Here is a 16,757-nt window from a genome sequence, read left to right as displayed (position 1 = left end):
CTGCGTTCAGACGGCGGAGACGGCTGGAGTTCCCCACAACCAGCAGGGAACTCAAAGACATACCCACTGCCGCTGCCCAGGGCGGTATCCAGCCTAGCGCTGCCAGCGGTATTCCAATTGCGTTGTAACCCAGCGCCCAGCTGAAGTTTTGGATAATAATCCGTCGAGTGCGCTGCGCTACCTCAAGCAGTAAAGAGATTTGCCTAAGATCACCGTTAAGCACAATAAAGTCTGCTTGGGCCTTGGCTAAGTCTGTCGCCCCGGCTACTGCAATGGAGACGTCAGCACGCTTCATAACCGGTGCGTCATTAAGTCCGTCTCCGACCATGAGCACTGTGGCGCCAGCGTCCTGAACTGTGGCAAGCCGCGTGAGTTTTTCCTGGGGAGAGAGCCCCGTAGCTACACGCCCAAAATTCAGTTGAGCGCCTAGCCCAATTGCCCGACTGGAGGCGTCTCCGGTAAGAAGCTCTGTCTCGACGCCCAATGTGCGAAGCCCCTGTAATACCGAGATTGCTTCTTCGTGGACCTCGTCTGTGAGTCCAAGCCATGCCAAAGGCTGGTCCTCATCGCAGAGTGCGATCCAATACTCTGCTTCCGGTGGCTCGGGAGGAAGATCCGGACTTAGCTCTCGGCAGAAAGCCTCGGAACCCAGACGGAGACGTCGACCGCGGTATTCGCCCTCGAGCCCCTTGCTGACGACGTAACGAACATTTTGTACCTCGGTTGCGGCGTCAATGGAGCTGAAAGCGCTTGCCAGAGGATGATTGGAATGACGTTGCAGAGCCGCTGCCAGAGACTTTATGGAGGCAGGATCAATGCTGTCCTTGAGAGGTAGCACAGTGTTTAGGGTGAATGCGCCGCTGGTGAGAGTGCCCGTCTTGTCGAACAAAGCGACGTCTAGCTTGGCCAGAGACTCCAAAGCGTTCTCACCGTTTACGATAACCCCCTGGCGTCGAAGGAGGCTGGCCGCATTGGCAAGACTGGCCGGTGTCGCGAGCGATAGTGCGCAGGGGCAGCTGATGACAAGCACCGACAGCGCAATCCAAAACGCCCTGGACGAGTCAATCTGCCACCACAGCAGAGCTGTTGCACAGGCGATAAGCAAAATGCCCGCAATAAATCCTGTCGCAATGCGGTCTGCCAGAGAGGCGATGGCGGGTTTGTCGTGGCGCGCCGCATCGATAGATTGTTGGAGGGCCGCGAGTCGAGAGTCGGCATAGGTTCCGGTTGCGCAGACTTGGAGAGAATCATCGATGTTTACAGTGCCTGCATACACCATATCGCCGACATCGACAGATCTGGGTAGGGCTTCTCCACTAAAGCTGTCTTCGCGCACGGCACTTTTGCCATCAATGATCGACGCATCAATAGGTATGGTATCGCCGGACCTAATTAAGACCCGATTTCCTGCCACCAGTTGGCGGCGGGGAACAGCTGTCCAGCCGTTTTCGTTCCAAACCTGTACGGCATCGGGCAGTGTCTGTTCGGCGTCTTGCCAGGCGACTGCATCTTGATAGCGCAGGCGTTTTTCTATGAAACGCGCGAGCAGCAGCAAAAAAGTAAACATAACTACGGAGTCAAAATACACATCGCCTTCACCGCGAAAGCTGGCGTAGGTACTTGCGCTGTAAGCCAGGCCAATAGCTAGCGCTACCGGCAAGTCCATGACCAGAGCGCCATGGTGTAGATGGCGCCAGGCACTCTCAAAAAAACCTCTGGCGGAGTAGACGACGACAAAGCTGGTTACGAGCAGGCTAAACAAACGCATGAGCTGCTGGTAATCATCGCTAATGCCCTGGATATCGCCGGCGTGGAGTGCGATTGCAAACATGCCTACCTGCATCATGCCAATGCCGGCAACTGCCAGGCGTCTGAGGTCGGTCCGATACTCCTGCTTTGCCTGGTCCTGTCTCAAGCTGCTTTGCCAGGGCTGTACGCGATAACCGAGGCTTGCGACCTGAGAAAACACTTGGCTCATGCGCAGTTTCTTGGGATCAAAGGAAACATCGAGACGACTTTGTCCCAGATTTAATGTTGCCTGGCTAACGCCATCCAGGCGATGGAGTGTGGTCTCAACGAGCCAGGTGCACGCTGCGCAGCTGACACCACCGAGAAGCAGGCGCGCGTTAATGGCCCCGCTGTCATCGGTTTCAGAAAACTGTTGCGCGAGGGCGGGGTCATCGTAGATCAGGAACTCCTGTTCTCTAGACTTAATATCCACGGGGGGGCGCTCGTTAAACGCCGTGCGCTGCTCGTAAAATCGTTCGAGACCACTCTCGGCAATCATGCCGGCGACTGCACGGCAGCCGGGACAGCACATGTCACGGGGCTCGCCCGCGATACTGATAGTGAAATCCGCGCCCGTTGGAACCTCGTCTCCACAATGGAAGCAGGTAGTCTTGGCAACAGATCGGGGTGGTTGCGCGCTGTTCAAAGTTGACTCGCGGAGGTGTCAGGCAACGAGGTACGCATCAACTGCAGTTACTTTTCATTGCAGGTCGATAAAGTCTTTGCTGCTCAGGGATCCATCGAGCCGCCATTTGCCGTTTTCGCTTTCCAAAGTCCAGTGCCAGTTGGGAGCCAGCTCCGTAGGCAGCGAACTTTGATAGAGGCCGGGAGCGAGCTCTATCAGCGTTACGTTGAAGTCCCGGTCGGCCTCCAGAGGATGCGAAAAACGTAAAACCAGATCCTGCGGGGCAACTTGATCGCTGAGTCTTACTTGCGCACGTCGCTCGAGCACCTGAATTTCTACGTTAATGCCCAGCGCTTGGGCAGTCGCTTGCTTGCTCAACTCAAGATTAATGGCCAGGCCATCTTTGTAGTAGTCATCAACCACAAGATCGTCAGAGTAGAGATTTGCGATGTAGAGCGTACTTAGTCCGGCGATAACCACGGAACCGGGCAGGGCAATTAGGAACCAGGGCCAGAATTGCCGGTACCACGGCTCCAGGTCTTCGCGCTGGCGTGGATCTCTTCTGGCATTAGTCATCACTGCACTTCGCATCGTTGATTATCTCTGGTCTCACTATAGCGGTTTCATGAATCGCGAATCGGTGCTTGCTCGAAGCGAGGGCATATCCCTGGCAACGATTTCAAATACAAAGCTCGTGCTGGGAACGCTCAGTTTCGAGGCGCTCACTTTGACTCGCAGAGTGACTTCGCGATCGTCACTGGCCGCAAGCGCATAGCTGGTATCACCTTTAATCACCGCGCCGTCGAGCCCCTTAACACTCAGCTCATATTGGTGTGGAGAGGTGTCCATGTTGACGATGTGCAGACGGTAAATGTTTTCGACACCACCGTCGGCGGTTTCGACATACAGATTATTGCGGTCGCGCATAACGGTGAGTTCGAGGGGGATCCGGGATACGATGCTATAGCTAAAAACACCGACCATCAGGCAGAGCATGACGATGTAGCCGATGATACGGGGGCGAAGCCAGTGGGTCTTACCGCCTTCGAGCTCGCGCTCACTAGTGTAGCGAACTAGCCCGGGTTCGTAGCCCATCTTACGCATGACGGAATTACAGGCATCCACGCACAGAGCGCAGCCAATGCACTCGTATTGCAAGCCATCGCGAATGTCTATGCCGGTAGGACACACCTGTACGCAAAGATCGCAATCAATGCAGTCACCGAGGCCGGCTTCGCGGTGATCGAGGGACTTTTTACGGGAGCCTCGCGGGTCTCCTCTAGCCGCATCGTAAGAGACGATGAGTGTGTCCCGATCGAACATGACAGACTGGAAGCGGGCATAGGGGCACATGTATTTGCACACTTGCTCACGCATCCATCCCGCATTTATGTAAGTCGCGAGGGTGAAGAAGACAGTCCATGCAAGCTGCCAACTGCCGGTGGAGAGCGTCGCCAGTTCGTAGGTAAGTTCTCGCACGGGATAAAAATATCCCACGAAAGTCATGCCGGTCATAAAGGCGATGAAGAGCCACGCGCCATGCTTTGTTACTTTGCGGGTGGCTTTGTTGAGCGACCAGGGTTTCTTGTCCAGTTTGATGCGCTGATTTCGTGTGCCCTCGACTTTTTGTTCTACCCACATAAATATGCTGGTCCATACGGTCTGGGGACAGGTGTACCCGCACCAGACCCGGCCCGCGGAAACCGTGATCGCAAAGAGAGAGAATGCTGCGATGATTAGCAAAAAAGCGAGGAGCGAAAAGTCCTGAGGCCAAAAGGTCAGGCCGAAAATATGGAACTCCCGCTCGGGCAAATCGAACCAAACGGCCTGCCGGCCATCAACGCTAATCCAGGGTATACAGTAATATCCAAGAAGCATCGGCCAGCCAGTAAACACACGAAGTCGCTGGTAAAAACCTTCGATCTTGCGCGTGTAGATCTTTTCGCGCTTCTGATAGAGGTCGAGTTCGGCAACCTCCGCCGGTGCGATCTCCTGAACATCGATGAGATCTGGATCAGACATATTCTGCTACCACTACTAGTATTGAGTGGCCACTCCCGTGGCGTTAGTCCCTGACGTCTCTAGGTGCTGTCTTGCTGTAATGTGACCAGGGTGTTTGCCTTCGGTATTTGTGTAATTAGATTGCCGTTGCGTCGTGTCTTGGGCTAGTTGCTCAGGCCATAGATATAGGCTGCGACAAGGTGGATTTTGTCTTCACTAAGCGTATTGCCGAAGGCCGGCATTTTTCCATTGCGGCCAATGCGCAGGCTGTGGGCAATTTGCTGCGTGCTGCCTCCGTACAGCCAAATACCGTTAGTCAGGTTTGGAGCGCCCATCAATGGGTTTCCTTTGCCCTCGGGTCCGTGGCAGGCGACGCAGTAGGTTTGGTAATGCTTCTCTCCAGCGGCCACCTGCTGAGCATCCGCGTCTCGACCATTCAGGGATAAAACATAGGCCGTTGCTTCGGCAATGCCCTTGTCACCCAGAATGCTTTCCCAGGGAGGCATAGCTGCCTGTCGACCGTTTATGAGGGTATGCTTAATAGCATCCGCAGATCCGCCATAGAGCCAGTCGTCATCTGTAAGATTTGGAAACCCCAGTGCACCGGCTGCATCTAGACCATGGCACTGGGAGCAGTTGTTGCCGTATATACGCATACCCATTTTGCGTACTTTAGGATCCTGGTAAATGTCTTCTATGGACATCGCAAGATACTTATCCCGCATGGCACGAAACTTCTCGTCGGCGACGGCAACTTCCTGTTCGTGCTGGCTAACAGAGCTCCAACCGAGAACCCCGGGGAAGTTACCCATGCCGGGGTATGCGATTAAGTAGCCAACGCCCCAAACAATAGTGATCACGAACATGGCAAACCACCACCCGGGGAGGGGGTTATCCCATTCTTCGATACCGTCATAAACGTGACCGGTGGTCTTTTCGTCGATCGCATTGCGCTTGCGATTGGCAAACAATAGCCAGGTCACCAGGATGAGGGTGACACTTGTGAGTACGATTACCCAGCCACTCCAAAAGCTAGTCATTGCTCGATTCCTTCTTGTTTGCCATCTTGCGGCACGTCGTCATCCGCAAAGGGTAGGTTGGCGGCCTCATCAAATTCCTGTTTTTGCTTGCTGCTGTAGGCCCAAAACACTAATCCTATGAAGGCGAACAGCAGGAACGCCGTGCTGATGCCCCTTAAGTCGTTGATATCCATATGCTCAGCGCCGCGTCTGAATCAGAGTGCCTAACTGCTGCAAATAGGCTACCAGCGCATCGATCTCTTTTTTGCCCGCCACGGCACTGGCCGCGCCTGCAATATCTGCCTCGGTGTAGGGCACACCCAGTGTCTGTAACGTACTCATTTTTGCCGCGGTTCCTTCAGCGTTTACTTCAGCGCTGAACAGCCAGGGAAACGCCGGCATGTTTGACTCCGGCACCACATCCCTGGGGTTGTAAAGATGTGCGCGGTGCCAGTCGTCCGAGTAACGCTCGCCTACGCGTGCTAGATCAGGACCGGTGCGCTTGGAGCCAAAGAGAAACGGATGGTCATAAACCGACTCCCCGGCAACGGAGTAATGCCCGTAGCGCTCCGTTTCTGCGCGAAGAGGCCGAATCATCTGCGAGTGGCAGGTGTTGCAGCCTTCCCGGATGTAGATGTCGCGACCCTCGAGCTCCAGTGCGGAGTAGGGCTCCAGGCCCGCAATCGGTTCTGCGTACTTCTTGGAAAAGATCAGGGGTACCAACTCGACTAGAGTTCCGAAACTGATCGCGACGATCACCAATACGATGAGTAAGGGGACGCTTTTTTCAATTTTCTCGTGAGATGACATAGCTTCGCTCCTTATACCGCGGCAGCTTCGGGCGCTGTCTTTGGCGACTCAGCAGGCGCCTCTTTGCGAATGGTCATGAAGACGTTGTAGGCCATGATCAGCATGCCACCGAGGAAGATGGCTCCTCCGACGGTCCTCACGATCCAGCCCGGATAGCTCGCGACCACCGACTCAACGAATGCGTAGGTCAGCGTGCCGTCCTGGTTATAGGCGCGCCACATGAGGCCCTGCATGATGCCGTTCACCCACAAAGCCGCGATGTAGAGAACGGTACCGATGGTAGACATCCAGAAGTGAACGTTAATCAAGTCAGTGCTGTACATCTCCTCTTTGCCGTAGAGCTTGGGTATGAGGTGATAGAGACAACCGATGGAGATCATCGCCACCCAACCCAGGGCGCCAGAGTGCACGTGACCAATAGTCCAATCCGTATAGTGCGACAGAGAGTTAACGGTCTTAATGGACATCATCGGCCCTTCGAAGGTCGACATGCCATAGAACGAAAGGCTCACAACCATGAATCTCAGGATTGGGTCGTGGCGAAGCTTATGCCAGGCACCCGACAAGGTCATGATGCCGTTAATCATGCCGCCCCAGGAGGGAGCTAAAAGAATCAGGCTCATCACCATGCCCAGACTTTGGGCCCAATCGGGAAGTGTGGTGTAGTGGAGGTGGTGCGGCCCCGCCCAGATGTACACAGATACCAGAGCCCAGAAGTGGACGATGGATAAACGGTAGGAGTAAACCGGACGCTCGGCCTGCTTGGGCACAAAGTAGTACATCATCCCCAGAAAGCCGGCGGTTAAAAAGAAACCTACCGCGTTGTGGCCGTACCACCACTGCACCATAGCGTCCACGGTACCAGCGTACGCTGAATAGGACTTGAGCGTCATACCCACAGGTAGGGCCGCGCTGTTGAGTAGGTGAAGCACCGCCACGGTGACGATGAACGCGCCAAAGAACCAGTTTGCGACGTAGATGTGGCTGGTTTTTCGTTTCACCAGGGTGCCGAAAAACACCACAGCGTAAGAGACCCAAACCACGGTAATGAGAATGTCGATGGGCCACTCAAGCTCGGCGTACTCTTTGGAGGTGGTGTAGCCGAGGGGTAGGGTGATAGCCGCGAGGACGATCACGAGTTGCCAGCCCCAAAATGTGAATGCCGCTAGCTTGTCGGAAATCAAGCGTGCCTGTGTTGTTCGCTGCACGACATAGTAGGACGTGGCAAACAGCGCGCAACCGCCAAAGGCAAAAATAACGGCGTTAGTGTGCAAAGGGCGGAGGCGCCCAAAGCTGGTCCAGGGGAGCCCAAGATTGAGCGCGGGCCACACAAGCTCAGCGGCGATGTAAACGCCCACAAGCATGCCTACGATTCCCCAGACCACGGTCATAATGGCGAATTGCCGCACAACCTTGTAGTTGTAAACGGGGTGTTCCAGTGCTGCGTTCAGTTCGCTCATCGTCGTTACCCGTAATTCCTGTTAGTGCTTGAGAGCCTGGTTTGGTGTCGCTATATCTACGGTGTTGGGCCCCATCGTGCTTTTGGCTCGATTATGCCGGCCCCTATTAATAATGCTTTTTACTAGCCGTCGGTAAACGCCGGTGCTGCGCCGAAGTCCCAGGCCAGTATAGAAACGACCATGATTGAGACGAGGAGCACGAGCCCGATGGCCAGAATGGCGCTGGAAAACAGAAAGCCCCGCTCCTGGGGAATGTCCATGACTATGGGGATGCCGAGGTACATCAGGTAGACAGCCCAGCTAATAGCGACCACACCAATGAGCAGGTCTACCCAAAGCACCGGATAAAATCCCACCAGACCAAGGACAAAAAGCGGGGTCGCCGTAAGTCCCGCGATCACTATGCCTTTTGCGATGGTCGAGCTTGCCGCGCCGTAGGTGCTGGACATCCAGTGAATCGCATAACCGATGGCGGCGACGCTGGCGACCATGACGCAGTAGAAAAGGATATTGACCTGCATCGCGCTGGCGTCGGTAAGTTTAATCACCTCGTTGTAGCTGCCGACCGTCCAGCCCACGTGACTGGTGCCCCAATACCATGCAATGGCAGGAAGTAGTGCAAATACAAAGGGATAGATCACCAGTAGGTTTTGGGAGCTCTCGGGCAAATCAGCGATGGTCTGCCATTGATGCCGTGGCTTAAACAGCAGTCCAAAAGTGTGCTGGATCATTATCTTCTATCCCCCGGTGAGACTTGTGACAGGCGGCATTTTAGTCAAGTCGCCGCGGTATTTGTTGACCTGCATCAATAAGCGGTGCAAGAGTACGCATTGTAGCTGGCACTGCGTCAATAACGTTCCAATTCTCCGCCAGCTTGGCTGCGAGTAGCTCTTGCAGGCCTAGCGCGCGTCAGCGATCTTCCGAAGCGCCTCGATGTCCAGAATCTCTATCTCTTTATTTTCCACTGCCAGTACATCGAGCTTTTGCATGCGACTGAAGACCCGGCTTACGGTTTCGACGGTAAGGCCAAGGTAGTTGCCGATATCGACGCGAGACATGCTGAGTCGGAACTGCGTCGCACTCAATTGTCGTCGAGCATTTCGGGTGGATACGCTGAGAAGCAGCGCCGCTACGCGCTCGTCGGCAGAGCTTTTGGATAAGAGGGTGATGAGCTGTTGATCTTCCGTAATCTCGCGACTCATGAGCTGAAAAAAGTGGCGCTGAAGTTGCGGCATGCTGGCACTGAGTTTTTCGAGGGAGCTGAAAGGAATCTCGCAGACGGAAGCGGTTTCCAGCGCCTTCGCAGAGGATGCATGGGCGTTGTTGCTGATGCCATCCATGCCAAGGATCTCACCGGGGAAGTAAAAGCCGGTTACCTGTTCCCGACCATCGTCCGTGGTTCGATAGGCCTTGATGGTGCCGGATCGCACGGCAAACACGGATTCAAATCCGTCGCTCTCACGATACAGATGCTGACCCTTTTGCAGCGGCTTGCTTCTTTGAACAATGCGATCGAGCTCGTCAATTTCCGTTGCTTCCAAAGAGAAGGGAAGACAGATTGAGCTCAGACGACAGTTGTTGCAATTCACCTGATAGTCATGGGTGCAGGACGTAGCTTTTGAGCGTTCTACATCAATTAGTTGCGTGTTCACTGCTATCAGATTCCCCATACCGGCCGTGGCTAAAACTTAGCGAGCGGCACTAGTTGTGTCAACTAAGCTTTACATTGACCATTTGCTTAAATTGTGGCGGAAAACTTGGCCTTGCCCATGCTTGCATGGTGGTCCAGATATTCATCGAAAGGCATACACAGGTTTCTCAGGAAAGGTCTTCCTGCCGGTGTCACGCGAAGCTCATCGTTAGCCCACTCTAGCAGGCGGTCGTCAAAAGCCTGACCCAATTCACTAAGTGCCTGAGCGAAATGGCTACGAAAATCAATGCCGAACTCCCGCTCGATCTCGACCACATCCAGATTCAGATCACAGATGAGAGACATGATCACGCGGCGACGAAGCTTGTCCTCGCGGTTGATCATATAGCCCTTGGTTATAGGTATCTGTCCGTCCTCCAGCATTTGGTAGTACTGGGGGAGGTCCCGGGCATTCTGCAGATAGAAATCACCGATTTGGCTAATGGACGAAACGCCAAGTCCCAGTAAGTCATCGGCCAGTTGTAGTGAGTAGCCCTGAAAGTTTCTTTGTAAGCGCGATTCTCCCTGTGCCTTTGCCAGATCGTCTTCTGGGAGTACGTAGTGATCCATTCCGATGTACCGGTAGCCGGCGTCCTGGAGAGTCGCAGAGATCATTTGCGCGAGGAGTAATTTCTCTTCCGGCTCGGGCAGCGTATGGCGATCGATAGAGCGTTGCGGCAAAAAGCGCTCGGGGAGGTGTGCGTAGTTGTAGCATGCGATACGGTCCGGCCTCAGGCTCACAACCTTACGCAGGGTCTCTGCCATGCTGACGTGATCCTGATACGGGAGCCCATAGATCAGGTCAAAGCTCAGAGAGCGAAATCCATGGGCACGCACCGCCTCGACAAGGCTTGCCACCTGCGTAAAGGGCTGAACGCGATTGACAGCCTTTTGAACGTTTTCGTCAAAATCCTGCACGCCGAGACTGATCCGATTAAAACCAACGCCTTTTAGCAGTGCGATGGTGGCGGACGACACAGTACGGGGATCAATCTCGATGGAGTATTCGCGATACCCTTTGTCGAGCAGTCGAAAGCGGCTCGCTAAATTGTGCATGAGTTCAGTGACTTCGCCATCGTTGAGATAGGTGGGAGTGCCTCCTCCCCAGTGCATTTGCGTCACCGGTCGGTCTTGGCCGACCAGCTGGCTTTGCATATCGAGCTCTTTTGTCAGCTCCTCAATGTAGCGTGAGGCTACGCCTTCCTTACGCGTTACGACCTTGTTACAGCCGCAGTAGTAGCAAATGTCATGACAGAAGGGCAGGTGGACATAAAGGGACAGGGGGTCGGCGTGGTTCTCCTTGCGACTTTGCCAGTTTCGATAGCGTGTGAGGTCAAAGTTATCAGAAAATTGTGGTGCGGTGGGGTAAGAGGTGTAACGGGGGCCGCTGGTAGCGTAGCGGCGCGCCATATCCATCCCCGCTTCCCACTCGCTGGGCAATCGCCGGGTGTGGGAATCGGAAGTTCCAATAATCTGATTCATAGTACAAGGACGGCCTGTCGATCTGTTGATTGCAACAGGCTAGCAGGGCGATTGATGCGTCGTCTTGATCCATGTCAACGTCAGGGAAGCGTTGACGGAATCTCAGGTTTCCAGATTGGCGAGCTCGTCGGTGATTTCGTGCAGCTCCCGAGGCATCCCGATACCCCAGCCTTGGAGGTAGTCAATACCGATGTCTCGCAAAGCGGGCACGATTTCCAGTTCTTCTACGCACTCCGCCACCGTCTTCTGTCCTAGAAAATGCGCCAGGTCATTAATTGATTTGGCCATTGCGTAGTCGGTGGAGTCCCGGCGTATGTTAGTAATGAATGTCCCGTCAATCTTCACATAATCTACCGGCAGTTCCTTAAGGTATTTATGACTGGCAAGGCCGGTACCAAAATCATCCAGTGAGAACTTGCAGCCAATATTTTTCAGCGTGCGCACAAAGTCTGCGGCGCGCGGCAGGTTATCGATAGCACCGGTCTCGGTGATTTCAAAGCACAGTCGACTGGTGCCTACGCCGTGCTCAGAAATCTGTTCCAGAACATAATCCAGGAAGTCATTGTCAGTAATGCTGGTGCCCGATAGATTGATCGAAAGTTCAGGCACCTCTTTTTGTGAGTCCATGAGATGTGATATCCAAGTGAACGTTTCCTTGAGTACCCACCGGTCGACCAAAATTACGTAGCCAAAACGCGCTGCGGTCTTGATAAATTCCTGCGGAGATTGCAGCTCTCCATCGTCGTCACGTATTGCCAGAAGTATTTCGTAGTGATGTTTTGCGCCTTCGCGTCCATCCACTGCACTCTGCACAATAGGCTGGGCGCGGAGCACCAGGCTGTCCGTCGCCATGGCATCTTCAAGCTGCTTGCGGGATGACGCCCGCTCGAGTTTGTAGTTCATTACCTCTTCTTGATCGATATTGAACACCGCTACCTGATCCTTGCCCTGGCTCTTGGCAAGAGTCAGTGCCTGCCGCGCCTGATCAGTGATGGACGTGGGGCTTTCGCTCGTTTGCACAACGGCGGCAATGCCGATAGATACGGTAAAGGAAATGCTTTCTTCATTAATGTTAATACTGCTGGAAGCGATATCTATGCGTATTTTGTCAGCGACACGGCGGGCCTCTTCGGTATCACGATAGGTGAGAAGGATGCCAAACTCATCGCCCTTAATGCGAGCTGTCAAAGCCCGGCGGTCATTCATCTGTCCCAGCAGTTGACCGAATTCGCTCAATACCTGATCACCGGTAGTGTCGTCAAAGACGTCATTTACTACGGCAAAATTGTCGATGTTCAGCAGCAGAAACGCATGCTCGGTGCCGCGGGCCTGAGCGTGACGGAGGCTCCGCTGAAGCTGGTACAGGAGCGAGTCGCCATTAATAAGCTGGGTGATTGTGTCTCGGTTTCTATCGAAACTCAGTGTCTTCTGAGCCTTCTCCAGCGTGCCAAACATACTCTGTTCAAGTACCGTCATATCGTCGACGGGGGAGGGCATCTGTGAACCACGACTGAGTTGTCGAGCTAGCTGAACTGCGCTTAGCTCGGCAATTTTTTGCCCGCGCTCGTTTACAAAAGCGAAGCGATCTCTCTCCTCATTAATCCATACCAGGCGCATCTTTTGCCGCCGGCCATTTTTGTCGCGGTAGCGCAGTTTTGCCCCTGGTTCCAGGGCGTCCACACGACGGAGCCATCGACGAAGGCGCGGTAGTTGTTCCACACGCTCGAGAGTTGGTCCGCCAGTTTCGCTTACTTGAGGGCTGTAATTCACGGTGTCGGCGGGGGCTCTGCCGGTAATCACGGCGTTAATACTGCGCAGGGCCGACTCGTGGGCAACGGATCCCGGATTGGAGGCGTTTAAACGACTGTCGAGTGCCTGAAGGCGCTGCTGCATCTCTCTGATTTTGGACTCGGCCAACACGCCTCTACTGGCTTCGCGAAAGTCATCGACCAGCGTGCCGAGTAGGGAGGTTTCTTCTTGCCAGGCGATGCTGTTCTCACCATCGCGCAGAGCGGTCTGTACCAGCGCTGAGCGCCAGCCGCCGTCCAGCAGCTCGACTAGTGCTCGGGGAGCATTCTCCCGGCCAAGGCGTTTAGCGAGGAGCTTCTCGACACTCCGTTGAGCGCGTCTTAGACGCTCCTGTCCCTGCAGGCCGCTAACCACTCGCTCAATGTTTCGATCCAGGGACCGGTTCTGCTGTGATAGCAGCGTGTCCAAGTCGCTCTGTGCGTCGGCGAAAACTGTACTGTCTTCGTCATAGTCCTGCGCGACCTTCTCGACAATGGCCGATACCTTTCTCTGCAAGCTGCGGTTCAATGTTTGGTCCGCGCTGGCTAACTTGGAGACTTTGTCCAAAAGCTTGTGAGCGGGATGATCCGGTTGAGCGAAAAATCGCGGCTCTTGTAAAGAGAGACGAGCCAGCGGGACTCGCAAACGCGCCAAGCTCGGCGCCATATCGTCGCTGACGTCAAAGTTGTTGTTGAGGGTTTCGAAAACCGTGTCGACGAAGCTGAGCCTGTTGGCGCCGTCTCGCTCAAGTGCCGCGCCGCTGCTTAATCCACTCTGTTCTTTAATCAAGTCTTCCAGCGGTGAGAGATCTTGCAAAGATGTGCCGGGAGGCTGAGCACTCTGCAAACGCATGAGCGCATCGAGGAGCTGCTTTTGATCTAGCTCAGGAGCGGGCGCGCCAGTTGATGTCTCGGCTGCGGTCGCAACGGGGGCAGCAGCGTCCCCAGAGGAATGTTCTCGATGCGTATCCATGGCGCTGATCACGGCATCGTACATCGCATCATGTTTATCTTTGCCGCCGGCACTTGGGCTTTCGCCACGAGCGCCGTCATCGGTCGCGGTGCTCCCTGCTTCGCTTCCGGCGGAGGTCGATGGGCCTGCGTGTCCTTGTGCTCGACTACCTTGTGTTTCGGGAGGCTGAACAAGCACTGTGCTGTGAGTTACCGAAGGCGCCTGAGGATTTTGCGGCCCCGAGGCGTTGGATACGTTGCCGGATAGAGATTCAGTGTCGGTCTGGGGTCGTGTCCGCACCGTTGACTTAATGACACGCTTCTCGATGGGGTTCAGCAGTGAGCCGTGTTCACGAATATCTTCTTCGAGACCACGCTCGACGCCAGCTTCGATGAAGATGTTGTTCAGCGCGGGATAGAGTTTCTCCAATTGCGGCGCGTAACTGTCCCTGAACACATTCAAGGTGTCCTGAACGACATTGGGGCTGTCACTGATGGGCTCAAATGCGGACATAAAAGCCTGCACAACATAGGCAGGGTGAAACGGTGTTTTGGCCCGTCGTGGCTCCCTGTCGGAGACCAGCGCCGTTCGAATCGTCAAACACTCCAGTTCGACGCGATGCATCTCGATAAGGCCGTTAACGATTTTATCGACCGCCAGTTTCTGATCCATTTCATCGAAGGCCACGAGATCGAGGTTGCGCGCTGTAGCAGCCTCAAGATCCGCAAAGGTTTGGCCATCACTCTCTTTCTCAAGGGTTTCGACGCTCTCGGTAAGGGCCTTGGAAAAGTTTTCCAGAAATTCGCCGCTGCTTCTCTTTAGGGCATTGAGCGCGTCGTAGTGCACATGCTGGCCGGAGATTCCGTAACGGGATGATGTAGATAGTTCAAAAAGCTGGTCGCCAAGCTCTACCAGAAATCGTCGCATGGCGTTATCTAACTGCGAGATCCCCAAAGAGAACATCTCTTGCACAAGACGGTCCGCTTCTTCTTTTCCCGGTAGCCATACAATAGATTCCGGATCCATGACTTCTAAGACAACGTCCGGAAGGTCATCGTCTGGCAATACGACGAGTTCCCGTGCGCTGACAGACTCTATGCTTCCCGCAATGTTGATTTGCGCTTCATCATCATCGGGTAGGCCAGCAATGATGAGGGTTACCGGCAAACCCTCTGGTGGCAGTGGGGAGACAGCTTGTATAGGCCTGAGTAACAAAGAGCCGGAGTCAACGGCTTCGGCGACACCCGCAATGCGGAGGCCATCCGGTAATCGAAGATAGGCAGGTAACGCGGGCCTTTTGTCACTCATATAGTTCGCAGTCTCAGTGTGAGAGCCCAGGCTGCGCTTGCGCCGGCACATCTCTGTAAGCGACAGTATACGTAAGAAGCTGTCCACTCTGAAGTACAGAGAGAGGGTCAGCGGGCTCGCGCCGGGCAGGATAGATGCCCGGGTTGTGTGGAATTCATCTTTACTTTATCAGTGGTCCTTACTTCGACGAAGCATGCCTAAATATCCTATTCATAATGCCTGGGGCGATCTCCTGAAAAGAGAGTTTGCGTCGGAGTACATGACCAATTTGTCGGCGTTTCTTAAAGATCGTCGTGCATCGGGGAAGCCTGTTTTTCCGCCCGCGAAGCAGGTCTTCAATGCGTTTGAGTCCACTGCGCCGCAAAGTGTTCGGGTTGTTATCCTTGGACAGGATCCCTACCACAGTGCCGGTCAGGCCCATGGGCTGTGCTTCTCGGTTAATCCTGATTGTCCGATCCCGCCATCGCTGCGTAACATTTTTAAAGAGTTGCAAGCCGATCAGGGCATCGATATTCCTTCCCATGGATGTTTGAGTTCCTGGGCAAAGCAGGGCGTTTTGTTGCTGAATACGGTTCTTACCGTAGAAGAGGGGTCTCCCGGCTCGCATCGGGGAAAAGGCTGGGAGCGATTTACGGACCGGGTTATTTCGATCTTGGCTGAAGGCGATAGCCCACTGGTGTTCATGCTTTGGGGCGCCCAGGCTCAGGCAAAGGCTTCAGCGATAGACGCTCGCAAACACTGCGTGCTGAGAGCGCCGCATCCTTCCCCCTTGAGCGCTCATCGGGGGTTCTTTGGATGCGGTCATTTTGGCAAAGCCAACGACTTTTTGCGTGGGCAGAGCCTGCTACCTATCGATTGGTCTCTCGGGGATTAGGACGATCATGCTGTTGGAGGGGCTAGGGAGATGCGCCGTAGTCGGGACCCAAGGTCTGCAGCGCTTGTCCTTCGTTCAAAAACAGTGTGTCGTTAAGACTATCGGCCTGCACTTCGCCCGCGATGAGTGTGGCTGTGCCCTCTGAGGATTCACTGCGCAGGCAGCGTCCGACGGCAGTGCCGTCCCTGCTCAGAAGAGGGGCATCACGAGCAACGGCGCCGACACCAAGGGGCGCTTCGAATACCAGCAGCCGCTTTTTGCTTCGACCCTTGTAATGAAGGCGCGCTACGATCTCCTGCCCCGTGTAGCAACCTTTATCGAAGGCCACCAGGCCGGTGAGATCATAGCCAAGGGCCTGGGGCGTAAACGCTTCGAAATCTTCCTGCTCCAACGCGTAATGACCCGTTCGCAGAGTTTCCATAGCCCAGCGAGCGGCAGCTTCGGGCCTTGAGTTCACTTTGGAAGACAGCTCAACGGGATGCTCGGGGTCGATGCTCAGGAGTTCACCATGCCTGGAGCTGCGCCGCAGCGTCATCACCCCTTCATTGAGATTCATTACCAGGCTGCCAGGCGCGATGGCTTCGGTGCTTGGGATACCCTCCATCTCGTAGACGCCCACGATAGAGGCCTTGGAATCATCCAGATCCACGCTGATACGGGAGAACTGAGCATAGCGCTGAAGTATTCCAGCGATGCTCTTGGCGAGGGATCGACGGAGTCGCAAAATGACGTGGGAGTCGCTGACCTTGACGACAGTGAGGTCGCTGAGGACTCGTCCCTTGACGTTACAATAAGCGCCCATCAGTGCCTGAGTGTCACTCAGCTTGCGCGTATCACACGTCAGCTGTCCCTGAAGAAATTCCGGGACACTGTTACCACGTAGATGGATCATCGCCTCATCCGGCAAAAAGCAGGCAAAACCGCTCACAATTACTCCTTTTAGATCCTAACGCTGGCCGGG

13 protein-coding genes are annotated in these 16,757 nt (G+C 54.7%); 1 reads left to right on the top strand and 12 read right to left on the bottom strand.

Annotated features, from left to right (window positions below; all coding sequences use genetic code 11):
• The 11 genes from ACTG39_RS12110 to ACTG39_RS12060 all read right to left on the bottom strand — a co-directional run.
• A partial coding sequence (locus ACTG39_RS12110) for a heavy metal translocating P-type ATPase (protein ID WP_439107820.1) occupies nucleotides 1-2,434 on the bottom strand: 2,434 nt, incomplete at its 3' end.
• A 54-nt stretch (nucleotides 2,435-2,488) separates the two neighbouring features.
• Nucleotides 2,489-2,989 carry a FixH family protein gene (locus tag ACTG39_RS12105; RefSeq protein WP_439107819.1) on the bottom strand — a complete coding sequence of 167 codons (501 nt, stop codon included), beginning with the start codon at nucleotides 2,987-2,989 and terminating at the stop codon, nucleotides 2,489-2,491.
• A gap of 36 nt (nucleotides 2,990-3,025) precedes the next feature.
• Nucleotides 3,026-4,435, bottom strand: a complete 1,410-nt coding sequence (gene ccoG / locus ACTG39_RS12100) for a cytochrome c oxidase accessory protein CcoG (RefSeq protein ID WP_439107818.1) — start codon at nucleotides 4,433-4,435, stop codon at nucleotides 3,026-3,028.
• A gap of 143 nt (nucleotides 4,436-4,578) precedes the next feature.
• Nucleotides 4,579-5,454 (bottom strand): cytochrome-c oxidase, cbb3-type subunit III, encoded by an 876-nt coding sequence (gene ccoP / locus ACTG39_RS12095; RefSeq protein ID WP_439107817.1) that lies wholly within the window; start codon nucleotides 5,452-5,454, stop codon nucleotides 4,579-4,581.
• Nucleotides 5,451-5,627 carry a cbb3-type cytochrome oxidase subunit 3 gene (locus ACTG39_RS12090; RefSeq protein WP_439107816.1) on the bottom strand — a complete coding sequence of 59 codons (177 nt, stop codon included), beginning with the start codon at nucleotides 5,625-5,627 and terminating at the stop codon, nucleotides 5,451-5,453. The genes ccoP and ACTG39_RS12090 overlap by 4 nt, the downstream gene beginning before the upstream one ends.
• Nucleotides 5,628-5,631: 4 nt before the next feature.
• Nucleotides 5,632-6,243 (bottom strand): cytochrome-c oxidase, cbb3-type subunit II, encoded by a 612-nt coding sequence (gene ccoO, locus ACTG39_RS12085; protein ID WP_439107815.1) that lies wholly within the window; start codon nucleotides 6,241-6,243, stop codon nucleotides 5,632-5,634.
• 11 nt (nucleotides 6,244-6,254) lie between these two features.
• Complete coding sequence (ccoN, locus tag ACTG39_RS12080) at nucleotides 6,255-7,703, bottom strand: cytochrome-c oxidase, cbb3-type subunit I (protein WP_439107814.1); 1,449 nt, start codon at nucleotides 7,701-7,703, stop codon at nucleotides 6,255-6,257.
• A gap of 122 nt (nucleotides 7,704-7,825) precedes the next feature.
• Nucleotides 7,826-8,434 carry a Yip1 family protein gene (locus ACTG39_RS12075; RefSeq protein ID WP_439107813.1) on the bottom strand — a complete coding sequence of 203 codons (609 nt, stop codon included), beginning with the start codon at nucleotides 8,432-8,434 and terminating at the stop codon, nucleotides 7,826-7,828.
• Between the two features lie 168 nt (nucleotides 8,435-8,602).
• A complete protein-coding gene (gene fnr / locus ACTG39_RS12070; RefSeq protein WP_439107812.1) occupies nucleotides 8,603-9,355 on the bottom strand; it encodes a fumarate/nitrate reduction transcriptional regulator Fnr in 753 nt (250 codons plus the stop codon).
• An 86-nt stretch (nucleotides 9,356-9,441) separates the two neighbouring features.
• The gene (hemN, locus tag ACTG39_RS12065) at nucleotides 9,442-10,875 is read right to left on the bottom strand and encodes an oxygen-independent coproporphyrinogen III oxidase (RefSeq protein ID WP_439107811.1); all 1,434 of its coding nucleotides are present in this window, start codon (nucleotides 10,873-10,875) and stop codon (nucleotides 9,442-9,444) included.
• 102 nt (nucleotides 10,876-10,977) lie between these two features.
• Nucleotides 10,978-14,922: a DUF1631 family protein gene (locus ACTG39_RS12060; RefSeq protein WP_439107810.1), complete on the bottom strand. Its 3,945-nt coding sequence runs from the start codon at nucleotides 14,920-14,922 to the stop codon at nucleotides 10,978-10,980.
• A 193-nt stretch (nucleotides 14,923-15,115) separates the two neighbouring features.
• Between ACTG39_RS12060 and ung the strand changes: the two genes are divergently transcribed.
• The gene (ung, locus tag ACTG39_RS12055) at nucleotides 15,116-15,796 is read left to right on the top strand and encodes a uracil-DNA glycosylase (RefSeq protein WP_439107809.1); all 681 of its coding nucleotides are present in this window, start codon (nucleotides 15,116-15,118) and stop codon (nucleotides 15,794-15,796) included.
• 22 nt (nucleotides 15,797-15,818) lie between these two features.
• Here ung and ygfZ read toward each other — a convergent pair whose 3' ends face one another.
• Nucleotides 15,819-16,724 carry a CAF17-like 4Fe-4S cluster assembly/insertion protein YgfZ gene (gene ygfZ / locus ACTG39_RS12050; protein ID WP_439107808.1) on the bottom strand — a complete coding sequence of 302 codons (906 nt, stop codon included), beginning with the start codon at nucleotides 16,722-16,724 and terminating at the stop codon, nucleotides 15,819-15,821.
• Nucleotides 16,725-16,757 lie beyond the last annotated feature (33 nt).

It is taken from the genome of Congregibacter sp. (assembly GCF_965662665.1).
Taxonomy (GTDB): Bacteria; Pseudomonadota; Gammaproteobacteria; order Pseudomonadales; family Halieaceae; genus Congregibacter.
The sequence above is the reverse complement of the archived record's forward strand: the minus strand, read 5'-3'. Positions and strand labels throughout refer to the sequence as shown.